Source organism: Mesorhizobium sp. f-mel (genome assembly GCF_053850215.1).
On record NZ_JBSPTO010000013.1, the window covers coordinates 104,029 to 128,532 of the forward strand.

Genomic DNA, 24,504 nt, shown 5'->3' on the forward strand with positions numbered 1-24,504 from the left:
TCAATTTATGCGGGCAGCGGTTTCAAATTGTTAAGCTACGTTCGAATGATTAACCAACGGTTTGCCATATGAGCCGTTCGTGGTCGCGGCGACCGCGACAGCGATACGTCTCGCCGCGGCCGCGAAGCCTTTGGCGCCGGCTGCTGGACTTCGCACTGACCGTGCTTGTCCTCGGTCTGCTGATCCTTCTGGCGGCGCGCCTTGACCGGATCGAGACGCGCAAGACTGAGGGTGCCGCCGTCGTCAATGACGGCGATACGATCACGCTCGGTTCCGAGCGCATCCGCATGCGCGGCATTGATGCGCCGGAATATTCCCAATTTTGCCGCAAGGACGGCGCCGACTATCCCTGCGGCAAGCTGGCGCGGCAGTCGCTGGTACGCCTGATATCGGACAAATCCGTCTCCTGCACCGGCTGGCAGCGCGACCGCTACGGCCGGCTGCTCGGCGACTGCAACGCCGGCGGCAAGGATCTCAACCGCGCCCAAGTCGAGGCCGGCTGGGCGGTTGCCTATGGGGATTTCGAAACTGAGGAAGCCGCTGCCCGCTCCGGCAAGGCCGGCATCTGGGCCGGCACTTTCGACGAGCCGCACGAATGGCGCGAGAGCCGCGATCACGAAGTGGTCGAAAGAAAGCACGGTCGTTTGGCTTCGATTGGCGATGCCTTGCGAGAAATTTTTCGCTTCCGGTGATGGTCAACCCTATAGTTTGTCGCAACAGACCTGATCAGATTCGCATCGTGCTTTCCGGAAATCGATCCCGTTTCTTGGGGCCGATCCGATAGGAGAAATGGAATGAAACTCTTCGACGGCGGCCGGGCGCCCAATCCACGGCGGGTTCGCGTCTTCCTTGCCGAAAAGGGGCTTGAGGTTCCTCTGGTGCCCGTCGACATGGGCGCGCTGGAGCACAGAAAGCAGCCGGTCAGTTCCCGCAACCCGCTGCAGCGCCTGCCGGTGCTCGAACTCGACGACGGCACCGTCATCACCGAATCGGTCGCCATCTGCCGCTATTTCGAGGAGCTGCACCCGGAACCGGCGTTGTTCGGCCGCGGCGCGCTCGGCAAAACGCTCGTCGAGATGTGGCAAAGACGCATGGAGCTCAACCTGCTCAGTTGCGTCGCCGCGGCGTTCCGGCATATCCATCCAGCAATGAGGGAATGGGAGGTTCCGCAAATTCCCGAATGGGGCGAGGCCAACAAACCTAAGGCTGTCGAGTTCCTGAGGCTGCTCGACGGCGAACTGGCGCAACGGGAATTCGTCGCCGGCGATGCCTACTCCATCGCCGACATCACCGGGCTGATCGCCATCGACTTCATGAAGCCGGCGCGCATCAAGGTGCCGGAAGACTGCGGCAACGTGCTGCGATGGCATCAGGCGATCTCAAGCCGGCCGAGCGCGGCGGCCTAGAATCGGTCGTGGATTTGATGCGCGATGATCTGGATTGCTTCACGGCGAGGGTTCGCGCCTGCCGCATCTGCGTCGAAAATCCGATCGGCCGGCCGTTGCAGCACGAGCCGCGCCCGGTGCTCCGGCCGTCGTCGAGCGCCCGTATCCTGATTGCCAGCCAGGCACCGGGCACCAAGGTGCATGTGTCGGGCATGCCGTTCACCGACGCCTCCGGCGATCGGTTGCGGAACTGGCTGGGCGTCAGCAACGAAGAATTCTACGACACGACAAAATTCGCCATCGTGCCGATGGGCTTTTGCTTTCCCGGTCAGGATGCCAAGGGCGGCGACCTGCCGCCGCGCCGCGAATGTGCACCGGCCTGGCGTGCGCCGCTGATGGCACTGATGCCGCGCATCGACCTGGTGCTGACGATTGGCAGCTATGCGCAATCCTGGCACATGGGCGCCGCGCGCCGGCCCTCGCTGACGGAGACGGTGATGGATTGGCGCACCATCTGGGGTGCGCCCAGCAACCCGAAAGTGCTGCCGCTGCCGCATCCGTCGTGGCGCAACACCGGCTGGTTAAAGCGCAATCCGTGGTTTGAAATGGATTTGCTGCCGTTTCTGAGATCGGAAATCCGCTATCGCCTCGGCTGAGGCGTGAGCAAGAAATCACTTGCTTTTGTGCCATTTGGCAGAAATTCTTTCTTGTGAATGGCCATAATAAGAAGGACTATAGCCAATCTATTCCTAGTCTATCCCCGTGGGAGCACCAAATGGACCGCCTTGATAGAAAAATCCTCCGTCTCTTGCAGGAGGACGCGACGCTCGCGGTCGCCGATGTCGCCAAGAAAGTCGGCCTGTCGACCACGCCGTGCTGGCGTCGCATCCAGAAGCTCGAGGAGGAGGGCGTCATCAAGCGGCGCGTCGCCATCCTCGATCATGAAAAGGTCAATGTGCGCGTCACCGTATTCGTGTCGATCCGCACCAATTCGCACAGCCATGAATGGCTTCGGCGCTTTTCGGAGGTCATCCAGGAATTTCCGGAAGTGGTCGAGTTCTACCGCATGAGCGGCGACGTCGACTATCTCTTGCGCGTGGTGGTGCCCGACATCGCTGCTTACGACGCCTTCTACAAGCGGCTGATCGCCAAGATCGAGATCCGCGATGTCTCGTCGTCGTTTGCCATGGAGCAGATCAAGTACACGACCGAAATGCCGCTGGACTACATGGTGCTGGACAAGGAATCGGGCGCCAACGCTGCCTGAGGATTTTTTGCTTAGTTCTTCTTTTTGTTGAGAAAACGCCACGGCGAGTTTGCCGGCTGCGTGATGGTGTCCGGCACCACATCGACATCCACCACTTCCGCCTTGCGCAGCGCGTAGCCCGACTGGATGACGCTCGCGCCGTCGAGAATGAAGAGCTGACTTTTCTCCATGCCCGGCTTCAGGGCACCGGTCACGGAAACCGGCTGGTAAGCCTCCGACATCCTGTAGGGATGCGCGGGCGTGACGAGGACGATCTGATTGGGCGGCGGCGTCGGCATGTGGCTGCACGCACCCGTCCACGGTACCAGCAGGAACTGGTAGACGAGATCGCCCTCGCGATCGACCGGCAGCGCGTACCCCGCCAGTTGGACGGTCTTGTCCCGCAGATTGTGAGACAGCGTCTCGCCATGATCAGGCATTTTTGCCGCGATCATCGGCAAACCGACACTTTCGGCAGCGGGCTGGGTCGCCGGACGCAGATCCTTCCAGAATATCCGCGCGGTTTCGGCGGAAGCGCTGCCCGCCGCGATGGAAATCAGCACGGCCGCCAGCTCCGCTGTCGATTTGAGACGACTGCTCATCGTGTGCTCTCCATTTGACAGGAGTAAAGCTGCCGTCGCCGACAGCGTCAACGTTCGAGCCGCATCACATGCCGGCGCGAGCCGGCCATGCCGATCTCGTGGAATCCGCGGGCCACGAACATGTCTCGGAAGCCCATGAAACGGTAACTCGGCGATGCCTGGTCGACCGGATAGGCCTCGATCGTCCTGGCGCCTTTGGCGAAGGCGTGATCGATGGCCGCGTCGAGCAGTGCGGTTGCCAGCCCGCGGCTGCGCAATGCCCTCGGCACATAGAAGCAGACGATCGACCAGACGCCCGCCTCGCTGTCGTCCTGTTGCGGCGACAGCTTGCGGAAGGTCTCGCGCGGCGCCACCGAGCACCAGCCTATTGTCTTGCCTTCCGCATGAGCGACAATGCCGACCGGTGTGCCGGCCGCGATGAGCGCCATCATGGCGCGTTTCCTCTCATCGTTGCCCAGGTGCTCACGGTTATCGAGATTGCGCCAGGCCATGCACCAGCAATATTTCGGGCCGCCCGCCTGTTCGAACAGATTTTCGAAATCGGCGCGCGTCGATCGCGTCACCTCAGTAAAGTGGATTTCGCCCCAGTCAGCCTTTCCTGGCGAGCCGCTCGAGCGTTTTGGCATCGGAAAGTTCCCTTGCAGCATCCTTGCCGATCCAGCGCGCCGTCTTGTCGGTCGAAACAGCCAGCTTTTGTGCCAGGGCAAGGGCAGCACCGTGCAAATTCATCGATCGCTTGCCGATCGAACGAAGCGCCCAGTTCACCGCCTTCTTCACAAAATTGCGGCCGTCGGTGGCGTGCACTTCGATGATCGACAGGAAGTCGAGAAAGGTCGCCTCTGGTTCATTCTTCCGGTGGACCACCGACCAGGCCATCATGGCAAAAGCCGTGCGTCGAACGAATTCCCGTTCGTCGACTGCGAATTCGGCGATCAGTTCCCTCCAGCAATCAGTATCGACAAAGAGATCGGAGACGCCGTCGACGATATCCCATGAGTCGAAAGTCGCCGCCCATCGTCTTGCATCCGCGGCAGTGAACCGCTTCGGATCGGCCGTGACGGAAGCGATGAACTGCGCTTCCACGATGCCTGTCTGCCATAGCTCGAAGGCACGCTCATGGTTGCGCTTGATTTTCTTGGCAATCTGCCGCTGCACGCCATGCGAGATACCGAGCGCACGTTCGATCTTGATGCCGTAGCGCAGCATGCCAAGGCGGTTCTCCTCCGAGCCGACCGAGCGCAGGTGGTCGACAATTTCCTCGGCGCTGGCTTGAGGCGACAGCTCAGCCACGACAATACCTACTTTTCCAATCGAGCCAGCAAAGAGGACGTGTCCCAGCGTTTGCCGCCCATCCCCTGCACATCCTTGTAGAATTGGTCGACAAGTGCCGTCACCGGCAGCTTGGCGCCATTGCGGTCGGCCTCCGCCAGGCAGATGCCGAGGTCCTTGCGCATCCAGTCGACAGCGAAGCCGAAATCATATTTGCCGGCATTCATCGTCTTGTGGCGGTTCTCCATCTGCCATGAGCCGGCCGCTCCCTTCGAGATCACCTCGATGACTTTCTCGATGTCGAGCCCGGCCTTCTTGCCGAAATGGATGCCTTCGGCCAGCCCTTGGACAAGACCGGCGATGCAGATTTGGTTGATCATCTTGGTGAGCTGGCCCGAGCCGGCCGGGCCCATCAGCCCGACCATACGGGCATAGGCATCGATGACAAGCTTCGCCTGTTCGAAAGCTTTCTGTTCGCCGCCGACCATGACGGTCAGCACGCCATTTTCGGCGCCGGCCTGACCGCCGGAGACTGGTGCGTCGAGGAACGAGAAACCGCCCAATACCGCCTTCTCGGCCAGTTCGCGCGCGACTTCAGCGGAGGCCGTGGTGTTGTCGATGAAGATGGCTCCCTTCTCCATCGTCTGGAATGCACCCTCGGCTCCAATCGTCACAGCGCGCAGATCGTCGTCATTGCCAACACAGGAAAAGACAAAGTCCTTGCCGTCGGCCGCTTCTGCCGGCGTGTTGGCGGCACTCCCGCCATGCTGGGCAACCCATTGCTCGGCCTTTGCCTTGGTGCGGTTGTAGACGGTGACGTCGTGGCCGCCCTTGTTCCTGAGATGTCCGGCCATTGGATAGCCCATGACGCCAAGACCGAGAAATGCCACCGATGCCATATTTTCGAATCCCTTCAAGCCGTGTTTTCCGGCCTTCTTAGCGGATCGGGCAAAGCTATGGGAGTCAGCGGTGCAGGTGGATCGTAATACGCCGTTCTATCCACTCGACCGCGTGGCGGAGTATCTCGACAATGATCAGATAGATGATCGCCGCCCAGATATAGGACTGGAAGTCGAAAGTGCGCGAATAGGTGAGCTTCGTAATGCCCATCAGATCATAGACGGTGATGAGGGCCACGATGGCAGAGCCTTTGATCATCAGGATGATCTCATTGCCATAGGGACGCAGCGCCACGATGAGCGCCTGTGGCAGGATGATCTTGCGCAGTGTTTGCAGTTTGTGCAGGCCAAGCGAGGCAGCGCCTTCCCACTGACCCCTGGGGACGCTCTCGATTGCGCCACGCAGGATCTCAGCCTGATAGGCTGCCGTATTGAGGGTGAACGAGAAAATGGCGCAGTACCAGGCTTCGCGAAAAAAGCCCCACAGGCCGACAGCTTCAAGTGCCGGTCGAAACGAACCCACTCCATAGTAGATAAGAAAGACTTGGGTCAAAAGCGGAGTGCCGCGGAAGAAGTAGACATAAGCGTAGGCAAAGCTGGACAGGATCCGGTTCCTGGACATCCGCGCGTAGGCGACAGGAACTGAAAGGACGGCTCCCAACACGATCGACACAGCGACAAGCGTGAGAGTCACGCCCAGGCCAGAGATGTAGCCCGGGGCGTATTTTTGGAAGAGTTCGGAATTCCAAGCCTCGACCAAGTATACAATCATACCGATGCCGAGCACGATCCAGAGACCGACCAACGCATACCCCAATACACGTTGCCGAGACCAGCCGCGCGGTATTGCTGGCGGTTTTTCGACCTTGGTCGCCACGTCGGCTGCTGCCGCGCTCATCGCTGCACCTGTTGTCGGCCAACCCTGCGTTCAATGGCATTGATGCCGAAGGACGAGATGATGGCGAGGAGCAGATAGATAAGAGCAGCGACCCCAAAAAACAGGAATGCGTGCTTGGTGACGCGGGCGGCAACGCCCGCTTGCCGCAATATGTCGGCAAGACCGATGGCGGAAACCAGCGCTGTATCCTTGAGCAGGATGAGCCACAGATTGGCAAGGCCCGGCAGGGCAATGCGAATAAGCTGCGGCAGCACCACCAGTCGCATCGTCTGCCAGCCCGACAGGCCAACCGAATAGCCGCCCTCATACTGTCCCTTCGGGATGGCGCGGAACGCGGAGAGGAAGACCTCGCTGGCGTAGGACGAGAAGACGACGCCGAGCGCGATCATGCCGGAAACAAATGCGTTCACTTCGACCGCAGCGGTCGGGTCATACAGGCGCATCAACTGCTGGATGCCGATTTGCGCGCCGTAAAAGATCATGAACAAGGTCAGCAGCTCGGGCAATCCACGAAAGATCGTGGTGTAGATATTGCCGGCCAGCCGCAGCGACGGCTCATTGGACTGCTTGGCCAGTGCGACCAGAAAGCCGATCATCAGACCGACAGGCAGGGTCGCGGCAGCAAGCGAAACGGTGATGAAAACGCCGTAGGCAATATCGTCGAGCCAGCCCTCGGGTCCCCAACTGAGCAGCGTCCAAACGCTTTGCATCCGCCTGCCTGTTCTCCTCTATGGGTTCTTTGAGAGCAGCGCGGCGTCACTCCTCGTGCGCCGCTCCTTGTGCGAACGGCGGGAATGTCCCGCCGTTCGCTGTCAATCCGGAAGGATCAGGACTCGCCGCCGTAGACATCGTACTTGAAGTACTTGTCGTTGATTTCCTTGTACTTTCCGTTGGCGCGGATGGCGTCGATCGCCTTATTGAACTGATTGACCAACTCGGTATCGCCCTTGCGTACCGCGATGCCGGCGCCCGGGCCATGGATCTCGATGTCGGGTGTGATCGCACCGATCAGCTTGCAGCAGGCGCCGTCCGGCGTGGCAAGCCAGCCTTCGAGAACAGTGATATCATCGTTGACCGCATCAACGCGGCCATTGGCGAGATCGAGCTGGTATTCTTGCGCGGTCGGGTACGGCTTGATTGTACTGTCGGTATAAGCCTTGGTTGAATAATTGAAGTGGGTGGTGGACGCCTGCACGCCGATCGTCTTGCCGGCCAGGTCCTCCTTAGTCACGCCCTTGATGTCGCTGTCCTTGGGCGCGGCGATCGCCGGCGGCGTGTTGTAGTATTTGTTGGTGAAGTCGACCTTCTCGGCACGCTCCGGCGTAATCGACATCGAGGCGACGATGGCGTCGAACTTGCCGGCCTGAAGCGCCGGGATAATGCCGTCCCAATCCTGCGCGACGAAGGTGCACTTCACCTTCATCTCTTCGCAAAGCGCGTTGGCGATGTCGATGTCGAAGCCCACGAGCTGGCCATCGGCAGTCAGGTTGTTGAATGGCGGATAGGCTCCCTCCGTGCCGATCCTCAAGGTTTTCTCCTGGGCCTGGGCAATGCCCAGGGTCAGCAGCGCGGCCGATGCGGCGAGCGCTATACGCAGTGCAGTACGCATGATGGTCCTCTCTGTATGTTCCCGGCCGTCGTTCCAAACGGCTCTGTGGGCGGTTCTTTTGACCGCCCGCTGACGCGATACTCCCATTCTTTCCCAAGAAAAAGCAACTATAAAACCGTTGCTTGCGAGGGTTCGCATTCCCAGACAATGCTGACGTTGGGGCAGGCATACCAAGGAGGAAATTGGGGGCGGCCGAATGCTCCTTCAGCAGTACCCTCAGCGCGTCAAACCTGTCGCGCGCTCGATGAAGTCGGCTATCGATTTCGTGTCGTCGAGATCGAAGACAGGCAGCCTTTCGTCCGCTAAGGCGAAGTCGGCGGCGATGGCGACGATATGTGGATCATTTGCCGAAAGCGGTGCCTGGTCCTTAGCCTCTAGCCGCCGCGTTTCGATCTTGCTGTGCGCCTCGCGCTTGTAGCCTTCGACCAGGACGATGTCGGAGGTGCCGAGCCGTGACAGGATCGCCTCCAGCGTCGGCTCGTCCTCGCCGCGCAATTCGTGCATCAGCGCCCAGCGCCTGTCAGACACGATGGCGATTTCAGTGGCTCCGGCCTGCCGGTGGCGAAAACTGTCCGCCCCCGGTTTGTCGATGTCGAAATCATGATGGGCGTGTTTCACCGTCGAGACTTTCCAGCCACGCCGAACGAGTTCGGCGACCAGCTTTTCGGTCAGTGTCGTCTTGCCGGAATTCTTCCAGCCGGTGATACCGAAGACGCGTCTCATCATGGCTTCATGCTCTGCAACAGACGTTCGGCCCGGGCAAGGTCGTCTGACGTGTTGATGTTGAAGAAAGGGTCGTGCAGATGGCCTCCCGAGATCAGCATCGGGAATTCCACACCGACAAAGTCATGCCGGTCGATGAAAGCGGAAACCCGCCTGACATCTTCATCGACCAGAAAACGCCTCAAGGCGTCGTGGAGCCCCAGCGGCCAGAGCTCGAATGTCGGATGCCGTTTGCCGCCGGAACAGGCGACGGCGATCGCGCCGGGACGTTCGTCGACTGCCGCGGCCAGCCGCTCGACCAGATTTTCGGGCAGGAACGGTGTATCGCCCGCAGCCGTGACAACTGCCTCACAGGCCGTGTTCGCGGCAGCCCATTCGAGGCCGGTCAGGATCCCGGCGAGCGGTCCGGCGAACCCTTTCACCGTATCGGCAACCACCGGAAGCCCAACCCCGGCAAACCGTGCCGGGTCGCCATTGGCGCTGAGCACCAGCGGACCGACCTGCGCAGCAAAGCGCGCAACGACATGGTCCAGCAGGCTGCCGCCGCCGAGCGCAAGCAGGCCCTTGTCGCCGCCGCCCATCCGCCGCGACTGACCACCGGCCAGAATGACGCCGGCAATGTCTTTAGTCATCGTCTTTCGTCCATGCGGTCACTCGCCGCGATCGGCAAGCCTATATGCCGTCCGGCGCCATGTCCGGTCCAGCGCTTTCGGCGGCTGTCTTTTGCCGGCCGACGATCCGTTCGCGGTAGAGGGCGTAGAGGCCGGAACCGACAATGACGCCGGCACCGAGGATCATCGGCAGGTCGGGGACGTCGCCAAAGATGAACAGGCCAAGCAGGATCGACCAGAGCAGGGCTGTGTAGCGGAATGGCGCGATGAACGAGATGTCGCCCTCCCGCATCGCCATGATGATGAACTGGTAACCGATGACCACTAGCACTGCCGCCAATGCCAGCAACGCCGTGCTTTCTCCCGTCATTGGTGTCCACCCACCCATTGGCGAAAGCAGCGCCGCGCCGAGCACTGTCATGGCAAGTGCCGTGGCGGTCGACACCAGCAATGTCGGAATGGCTTGCGGTATCCGCTTGGTGGCGAGGTCACGCACCGCACAACAGGCGACACAGGCCAGCGCCAGCAGTGAATAGACACTGAATCCCTCGAAGCCGGGCCGCACGATAATCAGCACCCCGGCAAAGCCGATGGCGATGGCCAGCCAACGCCGCCAGCCGACGCCTTCGTTGAACACAAGTGCTGCGCCCATCGTCACCGCCAGCGGCAGCGCCTGCAGCACGGCCGAGACGTTGGCGATCGGCAGATGCGCCAAAGCAACGAGGAACGACACAGTAGCGCCGGCTTCGCCGGCGACGCGCACCGCAACCATCGGCTGCAGCATCGAGCCGGGCAGGGCAAGCGCACCGCGTTGCCAGGCAAGCAGGCCTACGAAAAGCGAAGCGAAGGCGCCGCGGATCAGCATGACCTGCGCCATGTTCATGGATTCCGACGAGACTTTGGTGATCGCGTCGTTGAGGGTGAAACCAATCATGGCCACCACCATGAACAGCGCGCCGCGAAGATTTGTGGAAAGAAGCAAAGGCGTTACCGGTTGCGCTTTTGCATCAAGCCTGTAGCAGCCGTTCATAAGACAGCAACGTCAAAAGGCTGGGCCACAGCCTTTCGCGTGGCCCAGCGATGTCTGATGTTCCAGGACAGCAGAACTTAGTTTGGCGTCAGCATCTCGGTGCCATTGCCTTCCTTGCCGGCAATCGTCCACAGGCCGTGCAGCGAGCCGTCCTCCTGTACCTTATAGACGACAAGGCCGACCGCCTTGCCCATGACATAGCCTGCCGAGAAGGCATCGTCGTTTCGCATGCAGATGCCGTCCGAGGACGAGCCGCCTGTCTCCCAGTGGATTGCGCAGGTCGTCTCGCTGGTCAGCGTGATGGTTGCCTCGCCGCCATAGGACGATCCGTCAAAATTGGTGCCGGCGACGGTATAGGTGCCGCCGATCGACTGGGCGGCCGCGGGCACGGCCGCGAGCCCAAGCAATGCAAGAGAAAGACTGAATTTGCGCATGTTGTACTCCCCCACCGAGCGAGGATCCGCTCCCGAGCAGGAGGCTAGGCTGGAACGTTTCGCCAGTAAATCGGCAACCGGTTGCGGACCAGACTTTTTCTGGGTGTGATCGAGAAGATCAGCCGCCGGTGACGCTCATGTGCCGCGACACCGACGGGCGGTTGGTCCGGCGGTCGATGATGAAATCATGGCCCTTCGGCTTGCGGCCAATGGCTTCATCGATGGCGTCGGCGACCAGTTCATTGCCTTCGGATGCACGCAACGGTGCACGCAGATCGGCGGCGTCCTCCTGGCCGAGGCACATATAGAGCGTGCCGGTGCAGGTCAGCCGGACGCGGTTGCAGCTTTCGCAGAAATTATGCGTCATCGGCGTGATGAAGCCGAGCCTGCCACCGGTCTCGGCGACATGGACGTAGCGGGCCGGACCACCGGTCTTGTAGGGGATGTCGGACAGCGTGAACTGCCGCTCCAGCGCTGCACGCAGCAGCGACAGCGGCAGATACTGGTCGGTACGGTCGGCGTCGATCTCGCCCATTGGCATGGTTTCGATGACCGTCAACTCCATGCCGCGGCCGTGCGCCCAGCGCAGCATCTCCGGCAGCTCGGCGTCGTTGAAATCCTTCAGCGCCACCGCATTGAGCTTTACCTTCAGCCCCGCTGCCTGCGCAGCGTCGATACCCTCCATGACCTTGTCGAGATTGCCCCAGCGGGTAATCTGGCTGAATTTTTCCGGGTCCAGGGTGTCCAGTGAGACGTTGATCCGCTTGACCCCGCAATCGGCGAGTTCAGCGGCAAAGCGCGAAAGCTGCGAGCCGTTGGTGGTCAGCGTCAGTTCTTCCAGGGCGCCGCTTTCGAGATGACGCGAAATCTGACGCACCAGATGCATGATGTTCTTGCGCACCAGCGGCTCGCCGCCGGTAAGACGCAGTTTCCTGACACCCTTTTCGATGAAAACCGTGCACAGCCGGTCGAGCTCTTCCAGCGACAGCAGATCCTTCTTTGGAAGGAACGCCATGTCCTCGGCCATGCAATAGGTGCAGCGGAAGTCGCAGCGGTCGGTGACCGACACCCTGAGATAGCTGATCGTGCGACCAAAAGGATCGATCATGTCCATGCTAGTGCGTTTCCCGTGGCTGCGAACGGCATCGTTATATATGGCTATGTGATACGATCCAACCTGCCATTCAAGATAAGAAGTTTCGATCCTAGGTCACATCGCGCCACCGACATATTGTGTCGGAAGTTTCGAAGCGGCCTTTTCCCGCCGCGCGAAGCGGCGTAGGGAAAGGACAGATGATGCGGGACCTATCACTATGACGGCGCCGAAAGAACTGAGGGTCTCGAAGGACCGCAGGCTGCTTACCGTGACGTTCCCTGACCATCAGCCGTTCGAGTTGCCGGCGGAGTTTCTGCGCGTTGCCTCGCCATCGGCCGAAGTGCAGGGCCATTCGCCCGAACAGCGCGTGACCGTTCCCGGCAAGCGCAACGTTGCGATCCTGAAGATCGAACCAGTCGGCAACTATGCCGTCCGCATCACCTTCGACGATTTCCACGATACCGGCATCTTCACCTGGAATTACCTGCATACGCTGGGTCATGAGCAGGCCGCACGCTGGGCCGCCTATCTCGCCGAGTTGGAAGACAAGGGGCTAAGCCGCGATCGTTGAATGGTTCCCGCGGGACGTTCCGGTCAACGCAAGATCGCCAGTATCTCGCCGGTGTCGTGATAAAACGGCGTGCCTTCAATCAGGCGACCCTCCTTAAAACGTGCCGATGTGGCTGGCCTGCCATGACGTTCACGGGGGACCGGAAGCAAACTGTGGCCATTATCTCCCAGAGATGACTCCTTCCATTGTATTTCCTGTGTTATGTTTTCGGCTTGTGCTTCCTCCCGAAGGGAAAGAAAAATGGAAGCTCTTACAGCCTTAGCGCGAACCTGCATTTTTGCTGTACTTTGCGGTTGCATGCTCCTCTTGTCTTCGCTGGCTGCTGAAGAGGCTGCTGATGTAGCGACCGGGACGCGGCTCGCCGAATTGCTCAGGTCCGCCCGAAGCGTCCTTTCGAATTATCAGCCGCTCATCAATGATCCGGCCGTTGCAGACAAGCATCTCGATGGCGAGCGTTTCACTGCGGAGGCGATTGCCCTCTATGCCAAGCGCACCGGTCGTGAATTGATCTCCGATGATCTGGCGGAGCGCGACCGCAAGCTGCTCCAGGCACAGGTCGAGGCGATGCGTGAGGTCGTCGACGAGCAGCAGGACGACATAAACCGCCCCGGCATCGGGTTTAAAGGTTTTGTCCCAGCCGTTTTCGCGCGCCTGATGAACGAAAAATTCGTCGCCAAAGTGGGAAACGAGTCGCTGGTCCGCGTGACTGCGCCCGAGGCCCTAGTGCGTAACCGCAAGTCGCTTCCCGATGTCTGGGAGGCACGGGTTATCGAGGAAGTCTTCTCGGATCCGAAGAGGCCGAAGGGGAATATCTATACGGAAGCGACAAAGGTGAACGGCCGCCCTGCTTTCCGGATGCTGCTGCCGGAATATTATACGGAGTCCTGTCTTTCCTGTCACGGCGCACCAAAGGGCGAAATCGACGTCACCGGCTATCCGAAAGAGGGGGGCAAAGCAGGCGATCTGGGCGGTGCGATCAGCATCGTCTTGTTCAAATGAGCGCGCTAGGGCAGCAGTTGCGGTCGATCGAGGCTGTCCCGGCGCCGGCCAAAAGGCTCGCCAGCCGGCTCGCCAATCTGCCGATCTCTGCTCGCGTGGCTGCGCTGACCGCGGCCGGCCTGATCAGCCTTGTCCTGTCATCCGTTTTTCTCACCCAGGCGCTCTATCGCAGCGCCGAACGCATGGCCGACACCAGGGAGCTGTTCGACCGCGCAGCATCAGCGGCCGCGGCGCATGTTGCGTTCGGAGATCTGCGATACTGGCTGACCGATCTCTCCGTCAGCCTGCTGATGAATTCACAGCGCAATGCCGAGCAGGCCCGCGAACGCCTGCAGATCCAGCTGGAGCGCCTTGGGAAGCACTCGCCCGACGCGGTCGAGGAGATCCGCACGGAAATCGACGCCTATGTCGAAACGGCGCTGCAGGCAACGGACAGCTATACCCAAGACAACCGCATCGTCGGCAACACGTTGCTGGCAAAGGCACGCATCCACAGCGGCAATGTCGATGCGGATCTCAACAAGCTCGTCGAGCAGGTAAAAGCCGATGCGGAGGCCGCCCGCAACGAGGTCGTCGCGCAAACGCAAAAGACGGCCACAGCCGCCGCCATCCTGGTGGGTATCGTGGTTCTAATCGGCTCGCTTCTCACGCTTCTCGTCTTGCGCTCGATCGTCGGTCCGCTCCGGCGTCTCAATCGCGTGATCGGAGATCTGACGGAAGGACGCTACGATGTCGAGATACCCCAGGAGGGCGGCGACGAATTCGGAGCAATGGCGAGGACGCTTTCGCTTTTCCGGCAAAGCGCAATCGAAAAGAAAAGTCTCGAAGACGAGGCAGAGCGGCAAAGGCGGACGATCGCCGCGGCCCTCGAAGCGATTTCCGATGGGTTCGTCCTCTATGATCCGGATGACAGAATCCTGATCGCCAACAGCAAATATTGCGAAATCTTTCCCATCCACAAGCCGAACGCGCTTCGCGGCAAGAGCTTCCGCGAAATCCTGGAGCAGGATCTGGCAAGAGGGCAGATAGACCTCGAAGGCAAGTCGCCGGAAGAGTGGATCGAGGACCGTATGCGCCTTCACAGGGATCCTGTGGGCCTCGTCGACGAGAAGCGGTTCGGTGACAAATGGGTCCGCATCAGCAAACGCAAGATCCCCGACGGCGGGACGGTCGCCGTATACACCGACATCACCGAACTCAAGCAAAGGCAAGTCGAGCTCGAGCGGGCCAAGAGCAATGCCGAATCGGCAAGCGAGGCCAAGAGTCGTTTCCTCGCCTCCATGAGTCACGAATTGCGCACGCCACTGAACGCGATCATCGGCTACAGCGAGATGCTGATAGAGGAGGCACGCGACCACAAAGACGACGAGCTCGTCCCGGATCTTGAAAAAATAGCGTCCGCCGGCCGGCATCTCCTGTCGCTCATCAACGACATCCTCGACCTGTCAAAGATCGAGGCGAACAAGATGGAGATATTCCCTGAAACTTTCGATGTCGTCGAATTGCTAAGCGACGTGAGGGCTACCGTCGCACCGCTTATGGCGAAAAACCGGAACGAGTTCATACAGGACATCCAGGGCGATCTTGGGGAAATGCACTCCGACCAGACGAAGCTGCGCCAGAATCTTTTTAACCTGCTCAGCAACGCGGCCAAGTTCACCAATGGCGGCCGGGTAACTCTTTCGGTTCGACGTGAAAGGCGAGCGGACTGCGACTGGCTTGTGTTCAACGTATCCGATACTGGGATCGGCATGACGGCGGAACAGCAGGAACGGCTTTTCAATGCCTTCACGCAGGCCGATGCTTCCACCACCCGGAACTACGGAGGTACGGGATTGGGCTTGAGCATCACCCGCAGCTTCAGCCGCATGATAGGCGGTGTTGTCACCGTCGAAAGCGAAGCCGGAAAGGGCTCGGTCTTCACCATGGAAGTGCCGGCGCGATGCAGGCGAGAGGCCGAAGAACCTCGGACAGCCGAGCCGTCGCCGATCGTTCAGCCGGGCCGCACCGTACTTATCATCGACGACGAACCGGCGGCCCGGAATCTGATCGCAAAAGCCCTCACGGAAGCGGGACTTGCCTCGATGGAGGCAGCAAGCGGAGCAGAAGGAATAGCTGCCGCTCGGGAGTATCGCCCCGCCGCAATCATTCTCGACATCATAATGCCGCATCAGGACGGCTGGTCGGTGCTGCGCACGTTGAAGAGCGATCCTGAACTGTGCACGATTCCTGTGATCCTGGCGACGATCCTGGCGGATCGCGAACTCGGCCTCTCGCTCGGCGCAGTCGAATATCTGACCAAGCCCATCGACGCCGACAAGCTGATCCGGACGATAGAGGCTTGCGGGGGCGGCAACCGCGACGTGCTGGTCATCGACGATGATCAGGCTTCCCGCGAGTTCCTCCGGCGCATTCTGGTGAAAAGGAATTGGACAGTCCATGAGGCAGGTGACGGCATCCGCGGTCTCGAACTGATGAAGCGGCTTCTGCCGCGCTTGGTCCTGCTCGATCTTCTAATGCCGGAAATGGACGGATTCCAAACGCTCAACGAGATGCAGAGGATTCCGGAGTTGCAGAACATTCCGGTCGTGGTGGTCACTTCGAAGGACCTCTCCGCAAACGAGTTGAAGTGGCTGCGCGACCGGGCGGTCGCTGTCGTAAACAAAGGCGCAAACAGCAGGTCCCAACTGGTCGAAGCCCTCGAGCGCCAGATTGCATCGCGTGAAACGGCCGGTGCGGCCCTAGCCGACGGCTGAAGCGCATAGCCGGAGGAAACCGGAAATGACGAGAATCCTTCTGGTGGAAGACAATGAAATGAACCGCGACATGCTTTTGCGGCGGTTGTCTCGTCGCGGCTTCGACGTGCTGATTGCGGAAAATGGAAAGGCTGGCGTCGAGCTTGCCGCTTCGGAAAAGCCGGATCTGATCCTTATGGATATGAGCCTGCCGGTGATGGACGGCTGGGAAGCGACCCGACGGATCAAGGCTGATCCGGCCACGTCCAGGATTCCCGTCATCGCCCTCACTGCGCACGCAATGGCGAGCGATCGGGACATGGCCCTCAAGGCCGGCTGCGACGACTATGACAGCAAGCCGGTCGACCTGTCGCAGCTTGTCCGGAAGATCGAGCAGCTGCTCACGATATCTCATTGAGCGGCGCTTGCGAAAATGAGCGTCCGCAACGAATTCCAGCGCCACGCAATCGCCGCCCACGTGGCGCAGCGGCTGGCCGGCCCGGCGCGGGCGATTTTGGGTTTTCAGGAACTGCTGCTCGAGCAGGCGCGGGATCTCCGTTTGACCCATATGCAGACCGACCTGGAGCGGATCGGCGCCGCCGCAAAACAACTGAACAGCCTCATTGATCGCCTCATCGACGTCAAGTCCGGCTTCCCGGAAGGAAGGGCAGCCGAAGCGGAGGCAAGGCTCCGCCACGATCTGCGCACACCGCTCAATGCCATCATTGGCTATTCGGAAATGATTCTCGAAGATGCCGGTGATTTGCACCAGCATACGCTGAAGGAGGATCTCGGTGTGATACTTGCGGCGGCGGCCGAGCTTTTGAAGCAGGTCGACGCCATCGCCGGTCTCTCGCGCGGGGAAGCCATCGAGACGCTTCAGCCAAGGGATCAAACCGAAATCGACGCGGCGGAGCTTGAACGGCTCCTGTTCAAGGCCGAGCGTGATGCATGGTCCGATCAGGGCGGCAGGATTCTCGTCGTCGACGACGTCGCCAGCAATCGTGATCTTCTCTCCCGCCGCCTGCGGCGTGACGGCCATCGCGTCGTCACCGCCGATTCCGGCCTGTCCGCGCTCGCGAGACTGACCGAAGACGAGTTCGATCTCATTCTGCTTGACATATTGATGCCGGACATGAACGGCATCGAGATTCTCTCGCGGCTGAAGGCGGAGAACCGATGGCGACACGTCCCGGTGATCATTATATCGGGGCTGAGCGAAGTCGCGGCGGTGGCCCGGTGCATCGAGGCTGGAGCCGATGACTATCTAACGAAGCCCTTCAATCCGATTCTGCTGCGCGCTCGCATCAACTCCACCCTCGAGAGGAAGCGCTGGCTTGATCGCGAGCACCGCTATCTGCAACAGATCGAAGCGGAGAAGCGGCGTGCCGATACGCTTATTCACGCGATCCTTCCCGACCAGATCGTTGCCCGATTGCAGGGCGGCGAGGAGATCATCGCCGACCGCTTCGAAGAGGTTTCCATTCTGTTTGCAGATATCGTCGGCTTCTCGCCCATTGCGGCGAGGCTGCCGCCGTCCGATCTGGTCAGGCGCCTGGACGGAATGTTCAGCAAGTTCGATCTTCTGACACAGGAGCATGGTGTGGAGAAGATCAAGACCATCGGAGATGCCTATATGGCCGCGTGCGGGATCCCGGAGCCTTCAGCGGATCACGCCGACAGGACCGTGGCTCTGGGGAAGTCCATGCTGGAATCTTTGCAGGATATCGCCCCCGTCAGCGACCGCTTTCGGGTCCGGATCGGGATTCATTCGGGGGCGGTCGTTGCCGGGCTGATCGGCCGGCATCGTTTTGTTTACGACGTGTGGGGAGAAACCGTGAATATTGCGAGCCGCCTCGAATCTCAGGGGGTGGCCGATCGCATCCGGATATCGGAGGCAACCAGGCGCGCTCTTCACGGTCATTGGACGCTTGAGCCGCGTAGCGCGCTGGATCTGCGGGGCATCGGCACGATCGAGACCTATCTTGTTCGATAGAGCAGGCGCGCAAGGAAGCACGCCTGTTAGCAGATGCTAGTGTTGCTCAGGCGATCTCTCGTGGTGTGCTGGAACACTCCCGCAAGGCTGAGATCACCATCCAGGATGTACGGCGCGGGCACGGTCCCCGACGGGCTGCGTGGGGGGCTTCTCCTCAAATACGCTGCCCTGAGTAAGAACGGTAAGACTTCTGCAAATGGCTGTACGACGACGGCACCGTTTGCACGGGCAGTCAGGCGGAGCGTACAGCTCATATACACCGTGTCATCGCTTTGGGCCGCCTGAAGGCTCTCCACCGCCACATCGCTCCAGATTTCCCGCATCTTGCGGAAAAGGGCGCCAACGCCGTCGAGGCCCTTCCAGCCACCGGCATAGGGCAGGGACTGCGGCTCATGCACGACGACTTCGGCGTGAAATGCGCTGGCAAGCATATCGAGGCTCTCCGACCCTGATTGCAGGAAGCGCATTTCAACCTCGAACATGTTTTCAAGAAGTTCCATGGCGGTGCGTCGCCGATCAAGCCGCTCATCCATTTCGGTTCTCCGTGTCAGTATCGTGCCGTCGATCCGGCTTGCCGTTAATATCGTTGGTTCGACACCCGTTTTCAGACGACCGAAGACGGGCGCCATTTGTCGTCAAAACGTCACCGATATGGAGTAGCGGCGGCAAAGGTCCGGAGAAGAAAATGTCCATCATCACCACGGTCGAACAGCTCGAAGCGCTCTATGGCCTGCCCGGCGAGACCTCGCTGGTCAAGGAACTCGACCATGTGATTCCCGAGTACGCCGCCTTCATCGAGGCCTCGCCTTTTGCCGCGCTCGCGACCAGCGGGCCGGAAGGGCTGGATTGCTCGCCGCGCGGCGATCTCGCCGGCTTCGTTCGCATCCATGATCCGAAAACCCTGATGATGCCGGACCGGCGCGGCAACAACCGTGCCGATTCGCTAAAAAACATCATTCGCGATCCGCGCGTCGGCCTGTTGTTCCTGGTCCCAGGCTCCGGCACGACGCTGCGCGTCAACGGCCGCGCCCACATCACCACGGATGCCGCGCTCTGTGCCTCGTTCAGCGTCGACGGCAAGCCGGCGCGCTCGGTCACGGTCATCAAGGTCGATTCGGTCTATTTCCAGTGCGCTCGCGCGATTGTCCGGTCGGAACTGTGGAACCCGGCGAGGCATGTCGACCCAAAATCACTGCCGACACCCGGAAAGATCCTGGAAATCACCAGCCGGAAAGGCATCGACGGCGAGGCTTACGACAAGGAATGGCCGGAGCGCGCGAAAAAGTCTATGTGGTGAGCGGATCGTTCCGCGAGCTCCATCCTTTTGTTTGAGCATCGGATTTTCCCAAAACCGGTTTCCACTTTTGGGCCCGATGCTCCAGTCACGCTTCCTTGAGGACGTCGGCAATCTTGCGCATCTGCTCGCCGATCATGTCGCATTGCTCCGGCGTCGACTGGCTCATCGCTTTCTCGATCAGCACCATATGGACCTTCAGCGCCTGCATCAGCAATTCCGTGCCGGCTTCGGTCAAGGTCAGCCGCAGCACCCGCTTGTCTTTCTGATCGCCTTCGCGGCGCAGCAGGCCGCGTGTCTCGAGTTGCGGCAGCAGCATGGTGATGTTGGAGCGGCCGACCAGCAGCCGGCGGGCGAGATCGTGCTGCGACATGCCGGGATGGCGGTAAAGGTTCATCAGCACGTCGAGCTGCGCCGGCTTCAGGTCCAGCGGCGCGAGCTTCGCCGCCAGCGTGCGCTCCAGCACATGGCAAGCGCGCGCCACCGCGACCCAGTTGCGAAAACGCGGGTTGTCCCAGGGCAGCTCTTGTTTAATGTTCATGTTTGAACTATTATGTTCATGCTTGAACGAATGGATGGATCACCACTATGGCATCATTTGGGTTGAAGGTCATCCGGGGCGTGTTTGCCGCTGCCGAACACGTGGCTCCCCGCCTCACCGGGCGCGCGGCATTCGAACTGTTCTGCCGCACGCCGAACGCCAAGGTTCTCAGCGACGGCGAGCGGCGCGCCGTCGACCGTGCCGCCGGCTTCATGGCCGAGGCGCGCCATCATCGGCTGAAGGCCAAAAACGGGTGCGTCATGGTGCATGAGTTTAGGCCCGAGCCGGGCAGGCGGGCCGCCGGCACGGTGCTCGTCATCCATGGCTGGCGTTCGCGCACCGAATATATGCGCACGCTGATCGAAGGGTATCGCGACGCCGGTTACAAGGTTGTCTCGCTCGACTTGCCGGGCCATGGCCAATCGCAGGGCCGCCGGCTCACATTGGTCAGCGCTGTCGAAGCTGCACGCCTCACCGGCGAATGGTTCGGCCCGTTCGTGGCGGTCGTCGGCCATTCCTTCGGCGGTGCCGTCGCCGCCAATGCCGTCGTCGGTTCGGTCAAGAACATTCCGCCGCTGGCGGCCGAGCGGCTGGTATTGATCGCGGCGCCGAGTTCCCTGCCGGCGATCTTCGATGATTTCAGCCGCATGCTCAGTGTCGGCCGACGCTCGCAGGCCGCCATGGCCGACCGGGTCGAACGTATCGCTGGCCGGCCGCTGCACGAATTCGTCGGCGACCGCCAGCTTGCCAGCACGCCGGTGCCAACGCTGGTCATCCATGCGCCGGACGACCGCGAAGTGTCCGCCGACCATGCAAGGCTCTATGCTGGCGCCGGCGACCATGTGCGGCTTTACTGGGCCGATGGGCTCGGCCATCGCCGCATTCTCGCCGATAGGGGCGTGGTCGAGCGTGCGATCGGTTTCGTTGCCGAACACCGGGAACCGTCGCTGCTGCATTGACCTGAATATCTTGTTTCTTCCTGTCCGAACACGAGTTCGGCCGCCATCGTTTTGTCACACCGTGTCGGTGCCAGCCAGGACCTTCCACGCCGCCATAGCCCCGGTCACCGTCGCAAGAAGGGCGGCGCGCGATGCGCCGTCGCGCGCCTGGATCGACATGCCGTGCTGCACCGTCGCATAGAAGGTCGCGGCAGTGCGGCAGTCGAAATTTTCCGGCAATTCGCCTTCCGCCACGCCACGTTCCAGCCGTCTCAGCAAAGCTGCGCGGCTTTCAGCGCGACGGCGGCGCAGGTCATCGCAAATGGCGCCGCGGCTTGAATCCTGGTGCAGCGCGCCGAGTGCGATCAGGCAGCCTTGCGGACGATCGGTCTGCGAATAGGCCTTGGCCGTCTGGCGCAGGAAGCGCTCGACCGCCTCGCGCGCTGTCGGCGCTTTTTCCAGTGCGGACCAGATATCGGTGCCTTCGACCTGCGTGTAGAGCTCGACCGCTTCGAGGAAGAGCGCTTCCTTGCTGCCGAAGGCGGCGTAGAGGCTGGGCGAGTTGATGCCCATCGCAGCGGTCAGCTCGCTCATCGATGCGCCCTCGTAACCCTTTGCCCAAAACACCTCCATTGCACGCCGCAAGGCAGCGGTTCGATCGAAGGTGCGGGGGCGGCCTCGTTCGGGCATGGCATCCTTTCTGTGTTGATTGATACATAAATTTGTTGACGCGCTCGGGCAAGGCTGGCAGACATTTATGTATCGATCATTACAAAAAGGAGAAACAAATGTCATCGCAACACTTGAACGGCAAGGTCGCGCTCGTCACCGGCGGCAGCCGCGGCATCGGCGCAGCGATTGCGCGAAGGCTCGCGGCCGACGGCGCCAGCGTCGCACTCACTTACGTGACCGGTCAGGAGCAGGCCCGTGCTGTCGTCGAGGATATTCAGGCAGCCGGCGGTCGCGCCATTGCCCTCAAGGCCGACAATCGCGACGCCGCCGCAATCCAAGAGGCGGTCAGCGAGGCAGTGAGAGTTTTCGGCTCGACATCCTCGTCAACAGCGCCGGTATCTGGCGCGTCGCGCCGATCGACACATTGGCGCTCGCCGACTTTGATGAAACTATGGAGGTCAATGTCAGAGCCCCGTTCGTGGCCTCGAAGGCGGCAGCCGTGCACATGGGCGACGGTGGCAGGATCATCTCGATCGGCAGCAATCTGGCGGAGCGTGTCACCGACACCAGCCTCAGCGCCTACTCGGCCAGCAAGGCGGCGTTGGTCGGCTTGACCAAGGCATTGGCGCGCGACCTCGGTTCGCGCGGCATCACCGCCAACGTCGTTCATCCTGGCTCGACCGATACCGATATGAACCCCGCCAGTGGCCCACACGCCGAGCACCAGCGACAGAAGATGGCGACGCTCCGCTTCGGCAAGGCTGAAGAAATCGCCGGCATGGTCGCCTGGCTGGCAGGTCCCGAAGGGCGCTTCGTGACAGGCGCCGCACTGATTATCGACGGCGGCGCCAACGCCTGACCCGTGCACTATTCCCTGGAACCGGAGCGGACCCAATTCGCTTTAGTTGTCACGGTTTGTGAAACTGTTCTGCAACAGGAGAGCCGAAATTTATGGAAGCTTAACGAAATCGGTATGAATCGATGTGGTCGCGTCTTACATCCCGCCGTGCGGTGGGCGAGACCGTCAAGCGATGCGGAACGGGAACCGGTTGCAGCCGGAGCGGGTGATCCATGAAATTCCTCGGAAACAAAGCAACCGTGATGCCGCTTGCGGTTGTAACGGTAATGCTGACCTTCGGCGTGCCTCAGGCGGACGCGCAAGGGCTTTTCGAGAGGCTTTTCGGCGGTGGTATCAGGCGCGCGCCCCAAGGTGATTTCCCTCCGCCGCCGAAGCACAGACCGAAGCCGAAAGAATTCGCTGGTGGTGGCACCAGGATCAACAGCCCGTCCTACTACACTTATAAGGCCGACCGGCTGGTGCGTGTCGATTTTGCGACACTGATGGCAGCACCACAGCCGGTGGCACCACAGGACGCTGCCTTTGTACCGTCGCTCACCAGCGACGCCTTCCGCGAAGCGATTGCCGGGCTCGGCGACTACGAGCTCTATGCCGAACCTGACATTGCCAAGGCGTTGATCGCTTATTACTCGGCCAATCCGGATTTCATCTGGGTGACCGGGACCGGCCCAAACGGTCGCGCGCAGGATGCGGTGCGGGTGCTTGGCGAGGCGACGAGCTATGGCCTCACGCCGGCCGACTATTCGGTCGAAGTGCCTGCCGCCGGCGCATCGACCGGCGGCGCCGATGCGCGGCTGAAGGGGTTCGTCCGCTTTGAGATGGCACTGTCGGCGCGCGTCTTGCGCTATGTCCACGACGCGCAAAGCGGCCGCGTCGATCCCAATCGCATCACCGGCTACTATGATTTCCCGGCCAAGCCGCTCGACATGGAAGGCGTCCTGAAAACGCTGGCGCGCACCCAGCAAGTGCGCACCTATCTCGAATCACGGCATCCGCAGAACGCCGAATATCAGGCGCTGCGCGTCGAACTGGAATCACTTCAGGCCAGCGCCGAAGACGAGATCGTCGTTGACCCCAAGCTGTTGCTGAGACCGGGGCAGACCAGCCCCGAACTGCCGAAGCTTCTGGCGAAGATCGCGCGCAATCTCGACGACGAGATGGGCGGCGCCTATGGCGAGATATTGGCCAGGCTCGCCACCAGCGAGGTCTACGATCCGGAACTGGTGCCGGTTATCAAGGCGGTGCAGAAAAAGGCTGGCATGAAGGGCGACGGCGTCATCGGTCTGCGCACCGTCGCAGCGCTGGTCGGGACGTCCAAGGCCGACAAGATTCAAAAGGTGCAGGTCGCGCTGGAAGAGTTGCGCTGGTTGCCATCCGATCTCGGCAGTCCGCGCGTCTTCATCAACCAGCCGGCCTTTACGGCGAGCTACATCGAAAATGGCGAGGAGAAGCTGAAGACCCGCGCCGTCATCGGCAAGACCACGAACCAGACTTCCTTCTTCTACGACCAGGTTGAGCAGGTCGACTTCCATCCCTATTGGGGTGTGCCGCAGTCGATCCTCGTCAACGAGATGCTGCCCCGGCTGCGCAGGGATCCCGGCTATCTCGACCGCGCCGGCTACGAAGTGGTCAACGCGCGCGGCAAACGCATTCCCTCCTCCTCGGTCAACTGGGGTGCCTATGGCGCGAAAATACCTTATGGCGTGCGCCAGCTGCCGAGCGAGGCCAATGCGCTGGGCGAACTGAAGATCCTGTTCCCCAACAAGCACGCAATCTACATGCACGATACGCCGCAAAAGTCGTTTTTCCAGCGTGACATGCGCGCGCTCAGCCATGGCTGCGTTCGTCTGCAGGATCCGCGCGGCATGGCGGCGGCCGTGCTCGGCACCTCGGTCGACTATATCGCGGAGAAGCTGAAGCACGGCCATTCGACCGAAAAGGTCACGCGCACGATCCAGGTCTATGTCGCCTATTTCACCGCCTGGCCGGACATGTCCGGCAAAGTCGAATATTTCAGCGACGTCTACGACCGCGACACGCGGCTGCAGCAGGCACTCGACAGCACGGAAGCGGTGCGCTCGCCGGCAAGCTGAGGAT

At 61.0% G+C, this 24,504-nt stretch carries 27 protein-coding genes and 1 pseudogene; 13 read left to right on the forward strand and 15 right to left on the reverse strand.

Going from position 1 to position 24,504, the window contains the following annotated elements; genetic code table 11:
* Positions 1-68 precede the first annotated feature (68 nt).
* The 4 genes from ACWUKX_RS17590 to ACWUKX_RS17605 all read left to right on the forward strand — a co-directional run bounded on the left by ACWUKX_RS17590 (position 69) and on the right by ACWUKX_RS17605 (position 2,652).
* The gene (locus ACWUKX_RS17590; RefSeq protein WP_456008139.1) at positions 69-692 is read left to right on the forward strand and encodes a thermonuclease family protein; all 624 of its coding nucleotides are present in this window, start codon (positions 69-71) and stop codon (positions 690-692) included.
* Between the two features lie 102 nt (positions 693-794).
* Positions 795-1,406: a glutathione S-transferase gene (locus ACWUKX_RS17595; protein WP_287330723.1), complete on the forward strand. Its 612-nt coding sequence runs from the start codon at positions 795-797 to the stop codon at positions 1,404-1,406.
* A complete protein-coding gene (locus ACWUKX_RS17600; protein ID WP_456008140.1) occupies positions 1,364-2,041 on the forward strand; it encodes a uracil-DNA glycosylase family protein in 678 nt (225 codons plus the stop codon). Before ACWUKX_RS17595 ends, ACWUKX_RS17600 begins: the two co-directional genes overlap by 43 nt.
* 119 nt (positions 2,042-2,160) lie before the next feature.
* Positions 2,161-2,652 (forward strand): Lrp/AsnC family transcriptional regulator, encoded by a 492-nt coding sequence (locus tag ACWUKX_RS17605; protein ID WP_006333679.1) that lies wholly within the window; start codon positions 2,161-2,163, stop codon positions 2,650-2,652.
* 11 nt (positions 2,653-2,663) lie between these two features.
* Here ACWUKX_RS17605 and ACWUKX_RS17610 read toward each other — a convergent pair whose 3' ends face one another.
* The 12 genes from ACWUKX_RS17610 to moaA form a co-directional block, all read right to left on the reverse strand.
* A complete protein-coding gene (locus ACWUKX_RS17610) occupies positions 2,664-3,233 on the reverse strand; it encodes a DUF3299 domain-containing protein (protein WP_456008195.1) in 570 nt (189 codons plus the stop codon).
* Between the two features lie 47 nt (positions 3,234-3,280).
* A complete protein-coding gene (locus tag ACWUKX_RS17615; RefSeq protein WP_456008141.1) occupies positions 3,281-3,859 on the reverse strand; it encodes an N-acetyltransferase family protein in 579 nt (192 codons plus the stop codon).
* Positions 3,822-4,523, reverse strand: a complete 702-nt coding sequence (locus ACWUKX_RS17620; protein ID WP_065010013.1) for a DNA alkylation repair protein — start codon at positions 4,521-4,523, stop codon at positions 3,822-3,824. Before ACWUKX_RS17620 ends, ACWUKX_RS17615 begins: the two co-directional genes overlap by 38 nt.
* 8 nt (positions 4,524-4,531) lie before the next feature.
* Positions 4,532-5,401, reverse strand: coding sequence for an NAD(P)-dependent oxidoreductase (locus ACWUKX_RS17625; protein ID WP_456008196.1), 870 nt, complete (start codon positions 5,399-5,401; stop codon positions 4,532-4,534).
* Positions 5,402-5,465: 64 nt separating this feature from the next.
* Positions 5,466-6,299, reverse strand: a complete 834-nt coding sequence (locus tag ACWUKX_RS17630; RefSeq protein ID WP_095492980.1) for an ABC transporter permease — start codon at positions 6,297-6,299, stop codon at positions 5,466-5,468.
* Positions 6,296-7,009, reverse strand: a complete 714-nt coding sequence (locus ACWUKX_RS17635; protein ID WP_065010016.1) for an ABC transporter permease — start codon at positions 7,007-7,009, stop codon at positions 6,296-6,298. The genes ACWUKX_RS17630 and ACWUKX_RS17635 overlap by 4 nt, the downstream gene beginning before the upstream one ends.
* Positions 7,010-7,125: 116 nt before the next feature.
* A complete protein-coding gene (locus tag ACWUKX_RS17640) occupies positions 7,126-7,908 on the reverse strand; it encodes an ABC transporter substrate-binding protein (protein WP_456008198.1) in 783 nt (260 codons plus the stop codon).
* A gap of 216 nt (positions 7,909-8,124) precedes the next feature.
* Complete coding sequence (gene mobB / locus ACWUKX_RS17645) at positions 8,125-8,634, reverse strand: molybdopterin-guanine dinucleotide biosynthesis protein B (RefSeq protein WP_456008142.1); 510 nt, start codon at positions 8,632-8,634, stop codon at positions 8,125-8,127.
* Complete coding sequence (gene mobA, locus ACWUKX_RS17650) at positions 8,631-9,263, reverse strand: molybdenum cofactor guanylyltransferase MobA (protein WP_456008143.1); 633 nt, start codon at positions 9,261-9,263, stop codon at positions 8,631-8,633. The genes mobB and mobA overlap by 4 nt, the downstream gene beginning before the upstream one ends.
* Before the next feature lie 40 nt (positions 9,264-9,303).
* Positions 9,304-10,224, reverse strand: coding sequence for a DMT family transporter (locus tag ACWUKX_RS17655; protein ID WP_456008144.1), 921 nt, complete (start codon positions 10,222-10,224; stop codon positions 9,304-9,306).
* A 125-nt stretch (positions 10,225-10,349) separates the two neighbouring features.
* Entirely contained in the window at positions 10,350-10,706 is a 357-nt protein-coding gene (locus ACWUKX_RS17660; RefSeq protein ID WP_127211434.1) for a hypothetical protein, read from the reverse strand.
* Positions 10,707-10,824: 118 nt separating this feature from the next.
* The gene (gene moaA, locus ACWUKX_RS17665; protein WP_287330718.1) at positions 10,825-11,820 is read right to left on the reverse strand and encodes a GTP 3',8-cyclase MoaA; all 996 of its coding nucleotides are present in this window, start codon (positions 11,818-11,820) and stop codon (positions 10,825-10,827) included.
* Between the two features lie 199 nt (positions 11,821-12,019).
* Here moaA and ACWUKX_RS17670 point away from each other — a divergent pair, with 199 nt between their 5' ends.
* The 5 genes from ACWUKX_RS17670 (at position 12,020) to ACWUKX_RS17690 (ending at position 18,103) form a co-directional block, all read left to right on the forward strand.
* Positions 12,020-12,373, forward strand: a complete 354-nt coding sequence (locus ACWUKX_RS17670; protein WP_029352513.1) for a gamma-butyrobetaine hydroxylase-like domain-containing protein — start codon at positions 12,020-12,022, stop codon at positions 12,371-12,373.
* Between the two features lie 240 nt (positions 12,374-12,613).
* The gene (locus ACWUKX_RS17675; protein ID WP_029352511.1) at positions 12,614-13,372 is read left to right on the forward strand and encodes a Tll0287-like domain-containing protein; all 759 of its coding nucleotides are present in this window, start codon (positions 12,614-12,616) and stop codon (positions 13,370-13,372) included.
* The gene (locus tag ACWUKX_RS17680; RefSeq protein WP_456008145.1) at positions 13,369-16,128 is read left to right on the forward strand and encodes a response regulator; all 2,760 of its coding nucleotides are present in this window, start codon (positions 13,369-13,371) and stop codon (positions 16,126-16,128) included. The genes ACWUKX_RS17675 and ACWUKX_RS17680 overlap by 4 nt, the downstream gene beginning before the upstream one ends.
* A 25-nt stretch (positions 16,129-16,153) precedes the next feature.
* Positions 16,154-16,525, forward strand: a complete 372-nt coding sequence (locus ACWUKX_RS17685; RefSeq protein WP_029352509.1) for a response regulator — start codon at positions 16,154-16,156, stop codon at positions 16,523-16,525.
* Positions 16,526-16,540: 15 nt separating this feature from the next.
* Positions 16,541-18,103: an adenylate/guanylate cyclase domain-containing protein gene (locus tag ACWUKX_RS17690; RefSeq protein ID WP_456008148.1), complete on the forward strand. Its 1,563-nt coding sequence runs from the start codon at positions 16,541-16,543 to the stop codon at positions 18,101-18,103.
* 26 nt (positions 18,104-18,129) lie between these two features.
* Here ACWUKX_RS17690 and ACWUKX_RS17695 read toward each other — a convergent pair whose 3' ends face one another.
* The gene (locus ACWUKX_RS17695) at positions 18,130-18,636 is read right to left on the reverse strand and encodes a nuclear transport factor 2 family protein (RefSeq protein ID WP_456008150.1); all 507 of its coding nucleotides are present in this window, start codon (positions 18,634-18,636) and stop codon (positions 18,130-18,132) included.
* Between the two features lie 152 nt (positions 18,637-18,788).
* Between ACWUKX_RS17695 and ACWUKX_RS17700 the strand changes: the two genes are divergently transcribed.
* A complete protein-coding gene (locus ACWUKX_RS17700) occupies positions 18,789-19,400 on the forward strand; it encodes a pyridoxamine 5'-phosphate oxidase family protein (RefSeq protein WP_127211431.1) in 612 nt (203 codons plus the stop codon).
* A gap of 85 nt (positions 19,401-19,485) precedes the next feature.
* Here ACWUKX_RS17700 and ACWUKX_RS17705 read toward each other — a convergent pair whose 3' ends face one another.
* Complete coding sequence (locus tag ACWUKX_RS17705; RefSeq protein ID WP_456008152.1) at positions 19,486-19,938, reverse strand: MarR family winged helix-turn-helix transcriptional regulator; 453 nt, start codon at positions 19,936-19,938, stop codon at positions 19,486-19,488.
* Positions 19,939-19,985: 47 nt separating this feature from the next.
* Between ACWUKX_RS17705 and ACWUKX_RS17710 the strand changes: the two genes are divergently transcribed.
* Positions 19,986-20,897: an alpha/beta hydrolase gene (locus ACWUKX_RS17710; protein WP_095520679.1), complete on the forward strand. Its 912-nt coding sequence runs from the start codon at positions 19,986-19,988 to the stop codon at positions 20,895-20,897.
* A 54-nt stretch (positions 20,898-20,951) separates the two neighbouring features.
* Here ACWUKX_RS17710 and ACWUKX_RS17715 read toward each other — a convergent pair whose 3' ends face one another.
* A complete protein-coding gene (locus tag ACWUKX_RS17715) occupies positions 20,952-21,566 on the reverse strand; it encodes a TetR/AcrR family transcriptional regulator (RefSeq protein WP_029352501.1) in 615 nt (204 codons plus the stop codon).
* 98 nt (positions 21,567-21,664) lie between these two features.
* Here ACWUKX_RS17715 and ACWUKX_RS17720 point away from each other — a divergent pair.
* Positions 21,665-22,407 (forward strand): annotated as a pseudogene (locus ACWUKX_RS17720) (SDR family oxidoreductase).
* A gap of 212 nt (positions 22,408-22,619) precedes the next feature.
* On the forward strand, positions 22,620-24,500 hold the full coding sequence (locus ACWUKX_RS17725) for a L,D-transpeptidase family protein (protein WP_456008155.1): 1,881 nt from the start codon (positions 22,620-22,622) through the stop codon (positions 24,498-24,500).
* Positions 24,501-24,504 lie beyond the last annotated feature (4 nt).

Bases quoted from the DNA above. Each gene is read 5' to 3' on its own strand.
- ACWUKX_RS17590 (WP_456008139.1), top strand. From the start codon at position 69: ATGAGCCGTTCGTGGTCGCGGCGACCGCGACAGCGATACGTCTCGCCG.
- ACWUKX_RS17595 (WP_287330723.1), top strand. From the start codon at position 795: ATGAAACTCTTCGACGGCGGCCGGGCGCCCAATCCACGGCGGGTTCGC.
- ACWUKX_RS17600 (WP_456008140.1), top strand. From the start codon at position 1,364: ATGGCATCAGGCGATCTCAAGCCGGCCGAGCGCGGCGGCCTAGAATCG.
- ACWUKX_RS17605 (WP_006333679.1), top strand. From the start codon at position 2,161: ATGGACCGCCTTGATAGAAAAATCCTCCGTCTCTTGCAGGAGGACGCG.
- ACWUKX_RS17610 (WP_456008195.1), bottom strand. From the start codon at position 3,233: ATGAGCAGTCGTCTCAAATCGACAGCGGAGCTGGCGGCCGTGCTGATT.
- ACWUKX_RS17615 (WP_456008141.1), bottom strand. From the start codon at position 3,859: ATGCCAAAACGCTCGAGCGGCTCGCCAGGAAAGGCTGACTGGGGCGAA.
- ACWUKX_RS17625 (WP_456008196.1), bottom strand. From the start codon at position 5,401: ATGGCATCGGTGGCATTTCTCGGTCTTGGCGTCATGGGCTATCCAATG.
- ACWUKX_RS17630 (WP_095492980.1), bottom strand. From the start codon at position 6,299: ATGAGCGCGGCAGCAGCCGACGTGGCGACCAAGGTCGAAAAACCGCCA.
- ACWUKX_RS17635 (WP_065010016.1), bottom strand. From the start codon at position 7,009: ATGCAAAGCGTTTGGACGCTGCTCAGTTGGGGACCCGAGGGCTGGCTC.
- ACWUKX_RS17640 (WP_456008198.1), bottom strand. From the start codon at position 7,908: ATGCGTACTGCACTGCGTATAGCGCTCGCCGCATCGGCCGCGCTGCTG.
- mobB (WP_456008142.1), bottom strand. From the start codon at position 8,634: ATGATGAGACGCGTCTTCGGTATCACCGGCTGGAAGAATTCCGGCAAG.
- mobA (WP_456008143.1), bottom strand. From the start codon at position 9,263: ATGACTAAAGACATTGCCGGCGTCATTCTGGCCGGTGGTCAGTCGCGG.
- ACWUKX_RS17660 (WP_127211434.1), bottom strand. From the start codon at position 10,706: ATGCGCAAATTCAGTCTTTCTCTTGCATTGCTTGGGCTCGCGGCCGTG.
- moaA (WP_287330718.1), bottom strand. From the start codon at position 11,820: ATGGACATGATCGATCCTTTTGGTCGCACGATCAGCTATCTCAGGGTG.
- ACWUKX_RS17670 (WP_029352513.1), top strand. From the start codon at position 12,020: ATGACGGCGCCGAAAGAACTGAGGGTCTCGAAGGACCGCAGGCTGCTT.
- ACWUKX_RS17675 (WP_029352511.1), top strand. From the start codon at position 12,614: ATGGAAGCTCTTACAGCCTTAGCGCGAACCTGCATTTTTGCTGTACTT.
- ACWUKX_RS17680 (WP_456008145.1), top strand. From the start codon at position 13,369: ATGAGCGCGCTAGGGCAGCAGTTGCGGTCGATCGAGGCTGTCCCGGCG.
- ACWUKX_RS17685 (WP_029352509.1), top strand. From the start codon at position 16,154: ATGACGAGAATCCTTCTGGTGGAAGACAATGAAATGAACCGCGACATG.
- ACWUKX_RS17690 (WP_456008148.1), top strand. From the start codon at position 16,541: ATGAGCGTCCGCAACGAATTCCAGCGCCACGCAATCGCCGCCCACGTG.
- ACWUKX_RS17695 (WP_456008150.1), bottom strand. From the start codon at position 18,636: ATGGATGAGCGGCTTGATCGGCGACGCACCGCCATGGAACTTCTTGAA.
- ACWUKX_RS17700 (WP_127211431.1), top strand. From the start codon at position 18,789: ATGTCCATCATCACCACGGTCGAACAGCTCGAAGCGCTCTATGGCCTG.
- ACWUKX_RS17705 (WP_456008152.1), bottom strand. From the start codon at position 19,938: ATGAACATTAAACAAGAGCTGCCCTGGGACAACCCGCGTTTTCGCAAC.
- ACWUKX_RS17710 (WP_095520679.1), top strand. From the start codon at position 19,986: ATGGCATCATTTGGGTTGAAGGTCATCCGGGGCGTGTTTGCCGCTGCC.
- ACWUKX_RS17715 (WP_029352501.1), bottom strand. From the start codon at position 21,566: ATGCCCGAACGAGGCCGCCCCCGCACCTTCGATCGAACCGCTGCCTTG.
- ACWUKX_RS17725 (WP_456008155.1), top strand. From the start codon at position 22,620: ATGAAATTCCTCGGAAACAAAGCAACCGTGATGCCGCTTGCGGTTGTA.